The 12,809-nt window shown below is 75.0% G+C and carries 12 protein-coding genes and 2 rRNA genes; 2 read left to right on the forward strand and 12 right to left on the reverse strand.

The genetic code is table 11. From position 1 onward, the window contains the following. Window positions 1-24 precede the first annotated feature (24 nt). The 8 genes from SNE206_RS23605 to SNE206_RS23640 form a co-directional block, all read right to left on the reverse strand. Window positions 25-1,323 (reverse strand): geranylgeranyl reductase family protein, encoded by a 1,299-nt coding sequence (locus SNE206_RS23605; protein ID WP_407915483.1) that lies wholly within the window; start codon window positions 1,321-1,323, stop codon window positions 25-27. Between the two features lie 126 nt (window positions 1,324-1,449). After that, the gene (locus SNE206_RS23610) at window positions 1,450-2,388 is read right to left on the reverse strand and encodes a DUF4184 family protein (protein ID WP_407915484.1); all 939 of its coding nucleotides are present in this window, start codon (window positions 2,386-2,388) and stop codon (window positions 1,450-1,452) included. A 45-nt stretch (window positions 2,389-2,433) separates the two neighbouring features. After that, window positions 2,434-3,507 carry a hypothetical protein gene (locus tag SNE206_RS23615; RefSeq protein WP_407915485.1) on the reverse strand — a complete coding sequence of 358 codons (1,074 nt, stop codon included), beginning with the start codon at window positions 3,505-3,507 and terminating at the stop codon, window positions 2,434-2,436. 133 nt (window positions 3,508-3,640) lie between these two features. Continuing rightward, entirely contained in the window at window positions 3,641-4,699 is a 1,059-nt protein-coding gene (locus SNE206_RS23620) for an NUDIX domain-containing protein (RefSeq protein ID WP_407915486.1), read from the reverse strand. 270 nt (window positions 4,700-4,969) lie between these two features. Continuing rightward, entirely contained in the window at window positions 4,970-6,418 is a 1,449-nt protein-coding gene (locus SNE206_RS23625) for an acyl-CoA synthetase (RefSeq protein WP_407915487.1), read from the reverse strand. 174 nt (window positions 6,419-6,592) lie between these two features. Beyond that, window positions 6,593-7,555 carry an electron transfer flavoprotein subunit alpha/FixB family protein gene (locus SNE206_RS23630; protein WP_407915488.1) on the reverse strand — a complete coding sequence of 321 codons (963 nt, stop codon included), beginning with the start codon at window positions 7,553-7,555 and terminating at the stop codon, window positions 6,593-6,595. Window positions 7,556-7,597: 42 nt separating this feature from the next. Beyond that, window positions 7,598-8,359, reverse strand: coding sequence for an electron transfer flavoprotein subunit beta/FixA family protein (locus SNE206_RS23635; RefSeq protein ID WP_407915498.1), 762 nt, complete (start codon window positions 8,357-8,359; stop codon window positions 7,598-7,600). A gap of 395 nt (window positions 8,360-8,754) precedes the next feature. Next, on the reverse strand, window positions 8,755-9,168 hold the full coding sequence (locus SNE206_RS23640) for a thioredoxin family protein (protein WP_407915489.1): 414 nt from the start codon (window positions 9,166-9,168) through the stop codon (window positions 8,755-8,757). Window positions 9,169-9,390: 222 nt separating this feature from the next. On the opposite strand from SNE206_RS23640, the gene SNE206_RS23645 reads away from it, so the two are divergent. Beyond that, window positions 9,391-9,834: a DUF4395 domain-containing protein gene (locus SNE206_RS23645; RefSeq protein ID WP_407915490.1), complete on the forward strand. Its 444-nt coding sequence runs from the start codon at window positions 9,391-9,393 to the stop codon at window positions 9,832-9,834. 363 nt (window positions 9,835-10,197) lie between these two features. Continuing rightward, window positions 10,198-10,965, forward strand: a complete 768-nt coding sequence (locus SNE206_RS23650) for a lysophospholipid acyltransferase family protein (protein WP_407915491.1) — start codon at window positions 10,198-10,200, stop codon at window positions 10,963-10,965. Between the two features lie 146 nt (window positions 10,966-11,111). Here SNE206_RS23650 and SNE206_RS23655 read toward each other — a convergent pair whose 3' ends face one another. The 4 genes from SNE206_RS23655 to SNE206_RS23670 all read right to left on the reverse strand — a co-directional run. Then, window positions 11,112-11,897: an ATP-grasp domain-containing protein gene (locus SNE206_RS23655; RefSeq protein WP_407915492.1), complete on the reverse strand. Its 786-nt coding sequence runs from the start codon at window positions 11,895-11,897 to the stop codon at window positions 11,112-11,114. A 94-nt stretch (window positions 11,898-11,991) separates the two neighbouring features. Further along, a complete protein-coding gene (locus SNE206_RS23660) occupies window positions 11,992-12,402 on the reverse strand; it encodes a DUF2809 domain-containing protein (RefSeq protein ID WP_407915493.1) in 411 nt (136 codons plus the stop codon). Window positions 12,403-12,474: 72 nt separating this feature from the next. Next, window positions 12,475-12,591, reverse strand: a 5S ribosomal RNA gene (rrf, locus tag SNE206_RS23665). Window positions 12,592-12,684: 93 nt separating this feature from the next. Then, window positions 12,685-12,809, reverse strand: a 23S ribosomal RNA gene (locus SNE206_RS23670); the annotation flags it as partial.

Consider the following 12,809-nt stretch of genomic DNA (forward strand, 5'->3'; position numbering starts at 1 on the left):
CGGGGCCCGTGTGCGTCCGGCGGCTCAGCGTGCGGCGATCGCGGCCAGCCTGCGCGCCGCCCGGTGCTCCCGCATCACCTGGGCGAAGGTGGTGTGGCCCTGCGTGGCCCGGGCGAACGCCCGCCACGCCGGATTGACCAGGCACACGGCGGCGTGGAAGAGGTGCGGCCGCCGCTCGAAGGCGTTCAGCATCACCTTGCCGGCCCGCATCTCCACGCCCAGCCCGGCCTTGACCGCGAACGCGTAGTTCAGCGCCTGCCGCCGCACGTCCGCCGCGCCGCCCGCCTCGGCGACCTTCGCCGCCCACTCGCCGGCCAGCCGGCCCGAGCGCAGCGCGTACGAGATGCCCTCGCGCGTCCACGGCTCAAGGAGTCCGGCGGCGTCGCCGGCGACCAGCACCCGGCCGCGGGAGAGCGGCGAGTCCTCGGCGCGGCAGCGCGTCAGGTGTCCCGACTCGATGGACGGTTCGAAGCCCGAGAGCCCCAGCTGCCGGATGTAGTCGGCGAGGTACTGCTTGGTGCGCTCGCCGTCACCGCGGGCCGAGATCACGCCGACCGTCAGCGTGCCCGAGTCGGTCTTCGGGAAGACCCAGCCGTACGAGCCGGGCAGCGGACCCCAGTCGAGGTGGATCCGGCCCGCCCAGGCGCGCGAGACCTCCTCCGGCACCGGGATCTCCGCCTCCAGGCCGAGGTCGATCTGGTCGAAGGTCACGCCGACGTGCCGGCCGATCCGGCTGGCGGAGCCGTCCGCGCCGACCACCGCGCGGGCTTCGATCCGCCGCCCGTCCGCGGTGGTGACGAACGCCGTACGGCTGTCGCCGCCCGCCTGTTCGACGCCGGTCGCGGTCACGCCGGTGACCAGCACGGCGCCCGCCTGCTCGGCGGACTGCACCAGGCGCAGGTCGAACTCGTCGCGGTTGACGAGGCCGAACAGCATCCGCTTCGAGCGGCGGGTGCGGGTGAACCGCCCGCCGAGGGCGAACGTCACCGCGTGGATGCGGTCCTGGAGGGGCAGTTTGAAGTCGGCGGGCAGGGTGTCCCGGGAGGGGCCGATGATGCCGCCGCCGCAGGTCTTGTAGCGGGGGTGCTCGGCCTTGTCGAGCAGCAGCACCCGGCGCCCCTGCGTCGCGGCGGCGTACGCGGCGGACGAGCCGGCCGGGCCGGCACCGACCACGACCACGTCCCAGACGCCGGCGAGCGGGTCGGGCCCGGCGGCCTCGCGGTCGGTGGCCTCCTGGTCGGCGGCCACGGGGCCGGTGGCAGCGTGCTCGGTGGCCGCGTGCTCGTCGGAGTTCTGGTCGAGAGAGCTACCGGAGTCAGTCACGATCGTTCATCCTAGACCCGCCGCCCACCGCCGCGACCAGGGATGACACCCTCCGCGTCGTGCCGCCCGGCAAATCGGCCCCGCACCCTGGACCACGGGCCCTGACGGCCCGGCAGCCGTACGCCGTCACTCCCCTGGCAGGGCGCGTCCGCGGGATCGTGCCCCGCCCTCCGGGCCGCACCCCGCCCGACGGCCGGCCACCGCCCTCACGGCCACGGCGTAGCCGACCGCCCCCACGGCGAGTCCCGCCCCGGCGCCGAAGCAGAGCTCGGCGACCACTCCGCGCTCGCGCCGGCGCAGCCGGTGGACGGCCCCTGCCGCCGTGCACAGCGCCAGCCCCGCCGTCACCGCCCGCCGGGCGGTGGGCCCGGGCCGCCCCGTCGGCAGGGCACCGTCGCCGGTCCGCACCGCACGCCCGGCCGCACCCGCATCCGCACCCGCGTCCGCATCCGCTCCCGTGCGCACACCCACCCCGGCGCCCGAGTCCGCCCGTCCAGCCACACGCCCGGCCGCACGCCCGGCCGCCGCCGCGAGGGCGGCCAGACCGATCAGCGACGTGCCGTACTGCAGCACCGTGCAGCCCGGCACCCCGGCCACCCACGGCCGGGACAGCGCCGGCACGGCCCGCACCCCGGCCCGCCCGGGGTGGGTGAAGGAGTCCCACACGACGTGGGTGGCGGCACCGACCGCCGCGCCGGCGGCGAGACCGGCGACCGACCCGCCGAACCCCGCAGCGGACCCCGCACCGAACCCGAACCCTGACCCGGGCCCGGGCCCGGCCGCGGCGGCGAGGCGCGCGGGCAGCAGACCGGTCAGCGGCGCGCGCAGCAGCCCCTGCCAGACGGCGGCCGTCCCGGCGGCGATCACGACGTCGACGGTCGGCACGGCCCACCACCGGTGCGTGGCCGCGCCGTGCCGGTAGACCCCGGGCAGCAGGGAGTCGGCGAAGAACGGCACGTCCGGTGCCATGCTGCCGGCCACCAGTCCGACGGCCGTCCACGGCCGGCACCACGGCCGGCCGAGCGCCGGGAGGACGGCGGCGGCATGGCTCAGCGTGAACGGCATGCGCCCATCCTGCCCCTGCCGCCGCCCCGCACGCCTGGTGGCCGGCTACGCCCCGTCCGGCGGCCCGGGCCGCCACCGCAGCAGGCGGTCGCCCTCGACCCGGGCGAACTCGCCGGCCGCCCGGTGCAGGTGCGTCGGCCGGAAACCGGGCACGGTGCCGAGCCGCGCGCCGTCCGCCGGGTTCCAGATCTCCAGCCCGCCCGGGCCGGCGGAGTACAGCAGCCCGGCGTGGGCGAAGAACGCCCCGTCCGGCCCGGCGAAGGCGAGCACCTCGGTGGTGAGCCCGTCGGGGCCCCGGCGGGCGGCGTCGTGGATGCGGGCACCGGGTGTCATCGCCCGGTCGTCGTCGCCGAGCCCGCCGACGGCGAGCAGCCGGTCGTCCAGCCAGGCCATCGGCCGGTTCCAGTGGTGGTCGGTGCAGCCGGTGGAGACCCGCGTCGGACCGTCCTCCGACTCGTACGGGTTGCCGCCCAGCCATGCGGGCAGGCTCCAGATCTCGCAGGATCCCACCGGGTGCCAGATCCAGCCGTCGTCGGCGATCCGGTCGCCGCCCGGGCTGACGTGCAGGGCGCCGTGGAAGTAGTCGAGGTCGTGCGCAGCGGGCCGCCCCTCGGCGTCCGGGCCGGTCGTACGCACGGTCAGCGACCGGCCGGTGGCGGGGTCGGCGGCGTCGAGGCGGTTCCAGTCGGTCCGGTGGACGAGCACCGTCCGCCCCTCGTGCTCGGCGAACGCCAGTGCGAACGGCACCGTCCCCGGGAGGTACGCGCCGCCGTCCAGCACCATCGTGCGGGCACCGGTCGCGAGGTCGAACACCTCTCCGGCGGAGCCGTGGTCGACCACCACCGCGGCGAACCGCCCGTCCGCCGAGGCGTGGAGGTGCAGCCGGGGCACGTGCCCGTCCCACGGCTCGGCGTCGGCGGGCACGGCGACGGAGCTCGTGGCGAGCACCCGGTGCGTGCCGGTGTCGCTCTCCCAGCGGGTGAGCCGGCCGTCCTCGGTGAGCAGCAGCCAGCAGGTGCCGGGCCCGGCGGTCCCGGCCAGGTCAACGACCGGCGCGAGCCCGGCGGGCAACGGCGTGGCCCGTACCGTCCCGCCGTGTCCGTCCTCCGGCTGCCCCACCGTGCACCTCCCCTGCCACCGCCCTGCCACCGCCCGTCCGACGCCCGTCCGACGCCCGTCCGACGCCCGTCCGACGCCCGTCCGACAGTGCTCCGACTCGGTGCCGTGGGGCGGAGTTCCCGGTGGCCGGCGGTCAGCCCGCCTTCGCGGCCCCGAGGGCGGCGGGCAGTCCGGCCTCCAGGTAGCGGAGTTCGCCGCGTTCGCGGGCGTCGAGGGCTGCGGCGAGGCGGCGCAGCCGGGCGGCGGGGAGCAGGTCGGCGGCCTCGTCGAGGGTGACGAAGCGCCAGCTGCGCAGTTCGTCGGCCTGCAGGCACAGTTGCTGCTGATCGCGGGGGTCGAGGCGGCCGCCGTCGTAGACGAGTCGCAGGCCGCCGCGGCGGGGACCGGTGCGGGGCTCCCAGTCGACGGCGAGCAGGCGCAGGGCGGGGGCCTCCAGGTGCAGGCCGAGTTCCTCGGCGGTCTCGCGGAGTGCCGCGTCGGTGGGTGCCTCGCCACGTTCGACGACTCCGCCGGGAAACTCCCAGGCGGGTTTGTAGACGGGGTCGACGAGGAGGACGCGGTCGTGCTCGTCGAAGAGGAGGACGGCGGCGGCGACGGTGTCGCCGGTGGCGTCGGGGCTCTGCACGATGGGGCAGCGGGCGGTGCCCTCGTCGACGAGGCGGGCGAGGTGCCGGGCGGTCTGCCGGGGGTCGAGGCCGGTGGTGTCGACGAGTTGGGCGTCGCGGTGCAGCCACCGCCGGGCGGTGCGGTAGGCGGGGAGGTGGTCGAGGCACCAGCGGCGGACGCGGTCGTTGCGGGCGTCGTCGCCGGGATACTCCTCGCGGGCCGCTATACGTTCAAGCAGAATCGTTTCTTCCGGATCCAGGACCAAGTGGTGCACGGCCAGGCCGCGGGAGGCCAGGCCCCCGAAGATCTCGTCCCGGTAGTCCTCGCGCAGCAGCGTCATCGGCACCACCAGCGGCCCCGGCACCTCCGCCAGCAGGGCGGCCGCGACCTCGGGCACCAGCCGCCGCCAGGACGGCAGGTCCTGGAAGTCGGTGACGGGCGTGAGCCGGTCCGCGGGCAGCATCCGGCAGAGTCCCGCGCCGACGAGTTCGGGGTCGAAGAGCAGGCTTCCGGGGAGGAGCTCCACCAGTTCCCGGCACGCGCTCGTCTTCCCCGCGCCGAACGTGCCATTGACCCAGACGATCACAGAGCATCCCCTGCCCTCGGAGCACCCCGGTGCCCGACGCACCGGACGGCGGGGAACCGACCCGCGGCCCCGCGCCATCCCGGTGGTACCCGCACGGACGGCGTTCCCATACCTCGGACGGCGCGCGACCGTCGCCGACCGGCCACCCGGCACATGCCGGGCGCAGGCGCCGACCGCACCCCGACCGCGGGACGACCGCGGGACGACCGCGGCCGGACGCACCCCGACGCGGCCCGGCCGCGGCCCGGACCGGCCGGTCCGCGGCGCCGGTCAGGCCCCGCCGAGCCCCGGCAGCTGCTTCTTCAGCACCTTGCCCATCGCGTTGCGGGGCAGGTCGTCGACCAGGACGACCCGCCGGGGCCGCTTGTGCACGGAGAGCCGCTCGGCCACGAACGCGGTCAGCTGCTCGCCCGTCACCGGGCCGTCGGCGACGACGTACGCCACCACGGTCTGGCCGAGGTCGTCGTCCGGGGCGCCGACCACGGCGGCGTCGGCGACCGCGGGGTGGTCGCGCAGCGCGGCCTCGACCTCGCCCGCGCCGATCTTGTAGCCGCCGCTCTTGATGAGGTCGACGGAGGCGCGGCCGACGATGCGGTGGAAGCCGTCCGCGCCGATCACGGCGACGTCGCCGGTCCGGAACCAGCCGTCGGCCGTCCACGCCTCGGCGGAGGCGTCCGGGCGGTCGAGGTAGCCGGTGAACAGCGTCGGGCCGGCGACCTGCAGTTCGCCGACGCTCTCGCCGTCCCGGGGCACGGGGCTGCCGTCCTCCGCCACGAGCCGGGTGCGCACGCCGTCGAGCGGCAGTCCGACGCTGCCGGGCCGGCGTTCGCCGTCGGCCCGGGTGGAGACGGTGATCAGCGACTCGGTCATGCCGTACCGCTCGATCGGGGCGTGTCCGGTGAGCTCCGCGAGCCGTCCGAAGACCGGCACCGGCAGGGGTGCGCTGCCGGAGACCAGCAGCCGGGCCCCGGCGAGTGCCCGCGCCGCCGTCGGGTCGCCCGCGACCCGGCCCCAGACCGTCGGCACGCCGAAGTACAGACTGCCCTGCGCGCCGGCGTACGCCCCCGGCGTGGGCCGCCCGGTGTGCACCAGACGGCTGCCGGTGCGCAGCGCTCCGAGCACGCCGAGCACGAGTCCGTGCACGTGGAAGAGCGGCAGGCCGTGCACGAGGGTGTCCTCGGCGTCCCACTGCCAGGCCGTGGCGAGCGCGTCGAGGCCGGCGGCGACGGCGGACCGGGGGATCACCGCCCCCTTCGGTGCGCCGGTGGTGCCCGAGGTGTAGAGCACGAAGGCGGTCCGCCCCGGCTCCGGTTCCGGCCCGGTGAAGGCCGCGCCGGGCCGGGCCTCCGCGGCGACCGGCAGGAGTTCGACGCCGTCCGGCAGCCCGTCCGGCCGTCGGGCCGGATCGCCCGCCGGATCGTCGGCGGGCACGGCCAGGAGCCGGGCGCCGGAGTCGCGGAGGATGTGCGCGCGCTCCTTGGGTCCGGAGTCGGGCGGCAGCGGCACCACGGGCACGCCGGCCAGCAGTCCGCCCACCACGGCCACGACGGTCTCCGCGACGGGCTTCGCCAGCACGGCCAGCGCGCCGGCCCCCGCCACCCGTTCGGCGACGGCACCCGCCGCGCCGAGCAGCGCCTCCCGTGACATCGCCCGCCCGTCGACCACCACCGCGTCGCCGCGGTCGCCGTACTCGCCCTCAAGTGCCGTCAGCAGTCCCATGGCCAGGGACTCTACGCGTCACCGGGCGGCGACCGGCGGACCGGACGGGCGGACCGGGCGGACCGGGCGGGCAGACCGGGCGGACCAGGCGGTGGACCGGACGGGCGGGCGGGGAACGCCGAAGGGCGCGGCCCCGGTGGTCCGGGAGCCGCGCCCTTCCGAGCGGAGCGGGGATCAGCCCTTGCGGGCCTTGACCTCGGCGGTGAGCTGCGGCAGCACGGCGAACAGGTCACCGACGACGCCGTAGTCGACGAGCTCGAAGATCGGGGCCTCGGCGTCCTTGTTGATGGCCACGATGGTCTTCGAGGTCTGCATGCCGGCCCGGTGCTGGATGGCGCCGGAGATGCCCGCGGCGACGTACAGCTGCGGGGAGACCTGCTTGCCGGTCTGGCCGACCTGGTTGGTGTGCGGGTACCAGCCGGCGTCGACGGCGGCACGCGAGGCGCCGACGGCCGCGCCGAGCGCGTCCGCGAGCTCCTCGACGACACCGAAGCCGTCGGCGGCACCGACGCCGCGGCCGCCGGAGACCACGATGGCGGCCTCGGTCAGCTCGGGGCGGCCGGAGGAGACGCGCGGGGTGCGGGCGGTCACCTTGGCGGCGTTGCCGGTGAACTCCACCGTGACGTTCTCCACCGCGCCGGCGGCCGGGGCGGCCTCGGGACCGGTGGAGTTCGGCTTCACGGTGATGACCGGGGCGCCGGTGGTGACGGTCGACTTCACCTGGAACGAGGCGGCGAACACCGACTGGGTGGCGACCGGGCCGGAGGCACCGGCCTCCAGGTCGACGGCGTCGGTGATGATGCCGGAGCCCAGGCGCAGCGCCACGCGGGCGGCGACCTCCTTGCCCTCGCCGGAGGAGGTGACGAGCACCGCGGCGGCGTCGCCGGCCTTGGCGATCTGCGCGAGCGCATCGACCTTGGGCACGACGAGCTGGTCGGCGAACTCGGCGCCGTCGGCGACGTACACCTTGACCGCGCCGTACTCGGCGACCTTGGCGGCGATGTCGGCGGCGGCGGAGCCGGCGCCCAGGACGACCGCCGAGGGCTCGCCGATGCGGCGGGCCAGGGTCAGCAGTTCGAGGGCCGGCTTGCGGACCACACCGTCGGCGTGGTCCACGAGAACCAGGATCTCAGCCATGATTCTTGCTCCTGATCGATCGTTGGATGCGCGGACGGCGGGTCAGATGAACTTCTGCTCGGCGAGGTACGCGGCGAGCTGCTTGCCGCCCTCGCCCTCGTCCTTGACGACGGTGCCGGCGGTGCGGGCCGGGCGGGCGGTGACGTCCTCGACCTTGGTCCAGGAGCCGCCGAGGCCGACCTCGTCCGCGTCGATGCCCAGGTCGTCCAGGTCGAGCGCGGTGACCGGCTTCTTCTTCGCGGCCATGATGCCCTTGAAGGACGGGTAGCGGGCCTCGCCGGACTGGTCGGTGACCGACACGACGGCGGGCAGCGCGGCCTCGACCTGCTCGGTCGCGGTGTCGCCGTCGCGGCGGCCCTTGACCACGCCGCCCTCGACCGACACCTCGGAGAGCAGGGTGAGCTGCGGCAGGCCCAGGCGCTCGGCGAGCAGGGCCGGCAGCACGCCCATGGTGCCGTCGGTGGAGGCCATGCCGCAGACGACCAGGTCGTAGCCGGTCTTCTCGAGGGCCTTGGCGACGATCGCGGAGGTGCCGATCACGTCGGTGCCGTGGATGTCGTCGTCGTTCACGTGGACGGCCTTGTCGGCGCCCATGGACAGGGCCTTGCGCAGCGCGTCCTTGGCGTCGTCCGGGCCGACGGTCAGCACGGTGACCTCGGCGTCGCCGGAAGCCTCGGCGATGCGGAGCGCCTGCTCCACGCCGTACTCGTCCAGCTCCGAGAGAAGGCCGTCCACGCCCTCCCGGTCGGTGGTGGTGTCGTCCGCGAAGCGACGGTCACCGGTCGCGTCGGGCACGTACTTCACACAGACAACGATCCTCAAGCTCACGGCCTGTCTCCTGTACTGGTCCTGTCCGGCGGCTGCGGCTGTGCAGATGGGCGGAACATGTGCTCCGGAGCCCACGCGGGCCGCGTCTTTCCTGCGCCCGTCCGGAACTTCCTGGCAGCATACTCGCCAGTAGCTTAGCCGTCACTACTGGCCGGTAGCTTAGCGCCGCGAGGCCCCGGCCGAGCACCCCCGGCACCGGCGCGCCTCCTGTCGGAGCGGGCCGTCCGGGACGGCTGCACTACCGTCTGCGCCCATCCTGCCCCAGGCGGCGGTCCCTACCACCTGACCTGGCGGCAGATCCGCTGTGAGATTGAAGGTCTTGACAACACCCACCGTGACCGACGAACCCGTGCCACCCCTCGGAACGGTCCTCAGACCGCCTCCCCCAGCGCCGCGATGACGTCCGCGCGGCGCGGCTGACCGGACGCCCGGCGGATCACCCGGCCGGCGGCATCCAGCACCAGCACGGTCGGCGTGCGGAGGATGTCCAGGCGTCGCACCAGCTCCAGCTCCGCCTCCGCGTCGAGCTCCACGTGCGCCACGCCGTCCACCATCCCCGACACCTCGGCCAGCACCCGCCGGGTCGCCCGGCACGGCTGGCAGAACGCCGTGGAGAACTGCACCAGCGTCGCGCGCTCCCCCAGCACACCGCCCAGCTCCGCCGCCGACAGCCGCACCGCCTCGTCCTTCGCCCGCACCCGCAGCCTCCCGTCCCGGCGCGCCCGCAGCAGCCCGAAGGCACTCGCCAGCACCAGCACCACGACACACACCACCAACCCGGTCATCCCCCCAGTGTGCTGCACCTCCCCCGGGGCTCGACCGGCCGCCCCGCGGCGCCTACCATCGCCGCATGGACTCCGCGCACCGCCGACCGCCCCGGCTCACCAGCCGCCGCGTCGTCGACCTGTGCCGGGCCACCGCCTCGCGCTGTCGCTGACACACCCCGCCCTCACCCCAGCGACCCGCCGGCCGACGCCGGCCCAGCCACCGAGCGCCCAGGAGTCCCCGTGCCGTCCGCCAACGCAGCCCTCGTCGACCCGCGCGGCCCCCGCTTCGCCGCATCCCTCACCTCCGTCGTCCTGGCGGCCGTCCTCGTCACCGGCAGCGGCGCGCTGCTCGCCGTCCAGGCCGCCGTCTTCGCCGTCGGCGCCCTCGCCGGCCTGCAGCACTCCCCGTACGGGCTGATCTACCGCACGCTCGTCCGGCCGCGGCTCGCACCGCCGCGCGAACTCGAGGACGAACGGCCGCCGCGCTTCGCCCAGGGCGTCGGCCTCGCCTTCGCCCTCACCGGCACCGTCGGCTACCTCGCCGGAGCGGACTGGCTCGGCCTGACCGCCACCGCCCTGGCGCTCGCCGCGGCCTTCCTCAACGCGGCGTTCGGCTACTGCCTCGGCTGCGAGGCCTACCTGCTCCTGCGCCGCGGCGGCGCCCGGCTCGGCGCCGGGGCCTGACGGCCCCCTCCGGACGGACGGCCCGCCTCGGCGGCCCCGTACGCCCCGGGCGCCCCGTACGCCCCGACGGAGCGTCCGGCGGGGCGCCCGTCGGCGCCCGGGCCCACGACTCGGCGTGGTCGCCCACGGACACCCCGCGACGAGCGGCCGTCCCGGCGGTGAGATGCAGGTCTCACGTGACGTAGAACTCGCCGCCGAATCGGACCCCGCCCGACCCGCGGCGTGACAGCGGGCACATCTTCGGGGGATCATCGGGCTGAAACACCCGTGGCCGTCGCGGCGTGCCGCGCCCTTCCCGGCCGGTCCCGCGAGTCCGGGTACCGCCGGACCGGGCAGCAGGCCCGACGACAAGTAGGGCTGACCGTGGCTGAGTTCGTGTACCCGCCGGTGATCCGCACCGCATTGACCGCGTTCAAGGCCCTCGACGTGCGGATCTCGATCATCGGCGCGGAGCACGTGCCCGCCACCGGCGGCGCCGTCCTGGTCAGCAACCACATCAGCTACCTCGACTTCATCTTCGCCGGCCTCGGCCCCTGGCGCGGCGGCCGCCGCCTCACCCGGTTCATGGCCAAGGACGACGTCTTCAAGCACCGCATCTCCGGCCCGCTGATGCGCGGCATGAAGCACATCCCGGTCGACCGCGCCGACGGCCAGCCCGCCTACGAGGCCGCTGTCGGGGCCCTGCGCGACGGCGAGATCGTCGGCGTCTTCCCCGAGGCCACCATCAGCCGCTCCTTCACGCTGAAGAAGTTCAAGACCGGCGCCGCCCGCATGGCCGCCGAGTCCGGCACCCCGCTGCTGCCCGTGATCCTCTGGGGCACCCAGCAGCTCTGGACCAAGGGCCGCCCGAAGACCCTCACCAAGCGCCACGTGCCGGTCACCATCATGATCGGCGAGCCCATCGAGCTCACCCCGCAGGACAAGCCCGTCATGGTCACCCGCCGCCTGCGCGCCGCCATGACGGAGATGCTCGACCGCGCCCAGCGCGACTACCCGGGCACCCCGGCCGGCCCCGAGGACTCCTGGTGGCTCCCCAGCCACCTCGGCGGGACCGCCCCCACCCTGGCCGAGGCCGAGGCTGCCGACGAGGCCGAGGCCAACGAGAAGGCGGAGCGCCGCGCCGCACGCTGAAAGGCGCCCACCGGCCGACCGCCACTGCCCACCGCCTGCCGGCTTCCGCCCACCGGTTTCCGCATGCCGGTTTCCGACGGAGCCCGGCGGGCGGATCCCGGGACTCCCCGGACCGTTCAGGTCCGGCGCGTTCAGGTCCGGCGCGTTCAGAGGTGACGGCAGAACGCGCGGTCGCGCTCGGACAGGCGGTCCCGGGGGCCGGCCGACCTGAGCACCACGTCCAGCACCCGGTCCGGCGCGCTCGCGTAGGAGTGACTGAACCAGGGCATGTTCGCCTCGACGACCGCCCAGCGCTCCGCGCCGGTGGGATCGTCCGCCCGGGTCAGCCGGCCGACGTCCAGCACGACGGCGCTCGGCAGCCCGTCGCGGTGCGCCGCCAACAGCTCCGCCGCGAACGCCACGGCTCCGGCACCCTCCGAGCAGTCCCCGAGAGGTGCCACGTCGAGCCGGCCGTGGCGCGCGTAACGGCTCCCGGTCACCACGGCACCGTCCAGGACGAAGAGCCGGAACTCCGACACCCAGGACACCACCTCGGCGATCTGCACCGGCGTGCCCGCGGGCAGGCCCGGCAGTGCCGGGAGACGGCTGCCGTCCGCGTACACGGCCGCGGGAAAACCCTTGTCGGTCGGCGGCTTCACGAAGGCCGGCCGCACCAGCCGCCGCGCCTCGGCCAGCGTCGAGGCCCTGATCCTGCGCCCGGTGCACGCCTCCGGCAGCGAGGTCAGCCACGCGTCGGTGGGCTCCAGCAGTGCCAGGCCCAACTCGTCCACCATGTCCGCGACGTACAGCGGACCGCCGTAGTAGTGCGCACTCCCCCGGCGCACGGTCGGCAGCACCTCGACCGGCATCCCGCGCCGCTGCGCGGCCTCCGCCAGGAGGACCGAGGTCGAGGTGGTCCGCGGTGACACCGCCAGGAAGTCGCTGTTCTGCACCCGCCGAGCCTGCCCACCGGCGGCTCCCGGTGTCCACCGCATTCCACGATGTTGCGGGGGAGCCGTGGGGCCCGTCAGGGGCGCCGGGCGCGCGTCAGCGGACGCGGAACAGTGCCCACCCGCGTACGGCCCGACCGCGTACCGCCCGACCGTGCACGGCCCAGCCGGCACAGGCACCGACGACGTACCAGAGCAGGTCGGGAGCGTTGAAGGTGGAACCCAGCACCAGCCGCGCAAGCCCGCTCCGCACCGACCACTCCGCCGACAGCCCGGTGAGCTGGAAGAACTCCACCGCCCAGCTGAACCCCACGGCGAGCCCGGCCACCGTCCGTGGACGCATCCGCGGGTTCGCCGCGACGCACACGGTGTACACGAGGACGGTGTAGAGCGCGTCGCCCGCGTACTTCGCGACGTCACCGGTGCAGACCGCCCTGATTCCCAGACCCGTGGCGACCACCACCGGAACTGCCAGGACCGCCACCACCCTCAGCCGTCCTGCGACCATTTCTCCCCCTCGGTCCCGGAAACGCAGAGAAGCCCCCTCCCGGAAAGGGGAGGGGGCTTCTCTCGAAGAATTGTTCGGCGGCGTCCTACTCTCCCACAGGGTCCCCCCTGCAGTACCATCGGCGCTACGAGGCTTAGCTTCCGGGTTCGGAATGTAACCGGGCGTTTCCCTCACGCTATGACCACCGAAACACTATGAAACTGTCACCACCCACCCGCGGACCGGAAACACCGGTGCGATGGGGGTCGTTGTTTCAGAACAACACAGTGGACGCGAGCAACTGAGGACAAGCCCTCGGCCTATTAGTACCGGTCAACTCCACCCCTTACAGGGCTTCCATATCCGGCCTATCAACCCAGTCGTCTACTGGGAGCCTTACCCTCTCAAGGAGGTGGGAGTGCTCATCT

This window comes from Kitasatospora sp. NE20-6, assembly GCF_045862635.1.

What these genes read in the sequence shown, in the direction of transcription:
- SNE206_RS23610 (WP_407915484.1), bottom strand. Translation starts at nt 2,388, where the DNA reads ATGCCGTTCACGCTGAGCCATGCCGCCGCCGTCCTCCCGGCGCTCGGC.
- SNE206_RS23625 (WP_407915487.1), bottom strand. Translation starts at nt 6,418, where the DNA reads ATGGGACTGCTGACGGCACTTGAGGGCGAGTACGGCGACCGCGGCGAC.
- SNE206_RS23630 (WP_407915488.1), bottom strand. Translation starts at nt 7,555, where the DNA reads ATGGCTGAGATCCTGGTTCTCGTGGACCACGCCGACGGTGTGGTCCGC.
- SNE206_RS23640 (WP_407915489.1), bottom strand. Translation starts at nt 9,168, where the DNA reads ATGACCGGGTTGGTGGTGTGTGTCGTGGTGCTGGTGCTGGCGAGTGCC.
- SNE206_RS23660 (WP_407915493.1), bottom strand. Translation starts at nt 12,402, where the DNA reads ATGGTCGCAGGACGGCTGAGGGTGGTGGCGGTCCTGGCAGTTCCGGTG.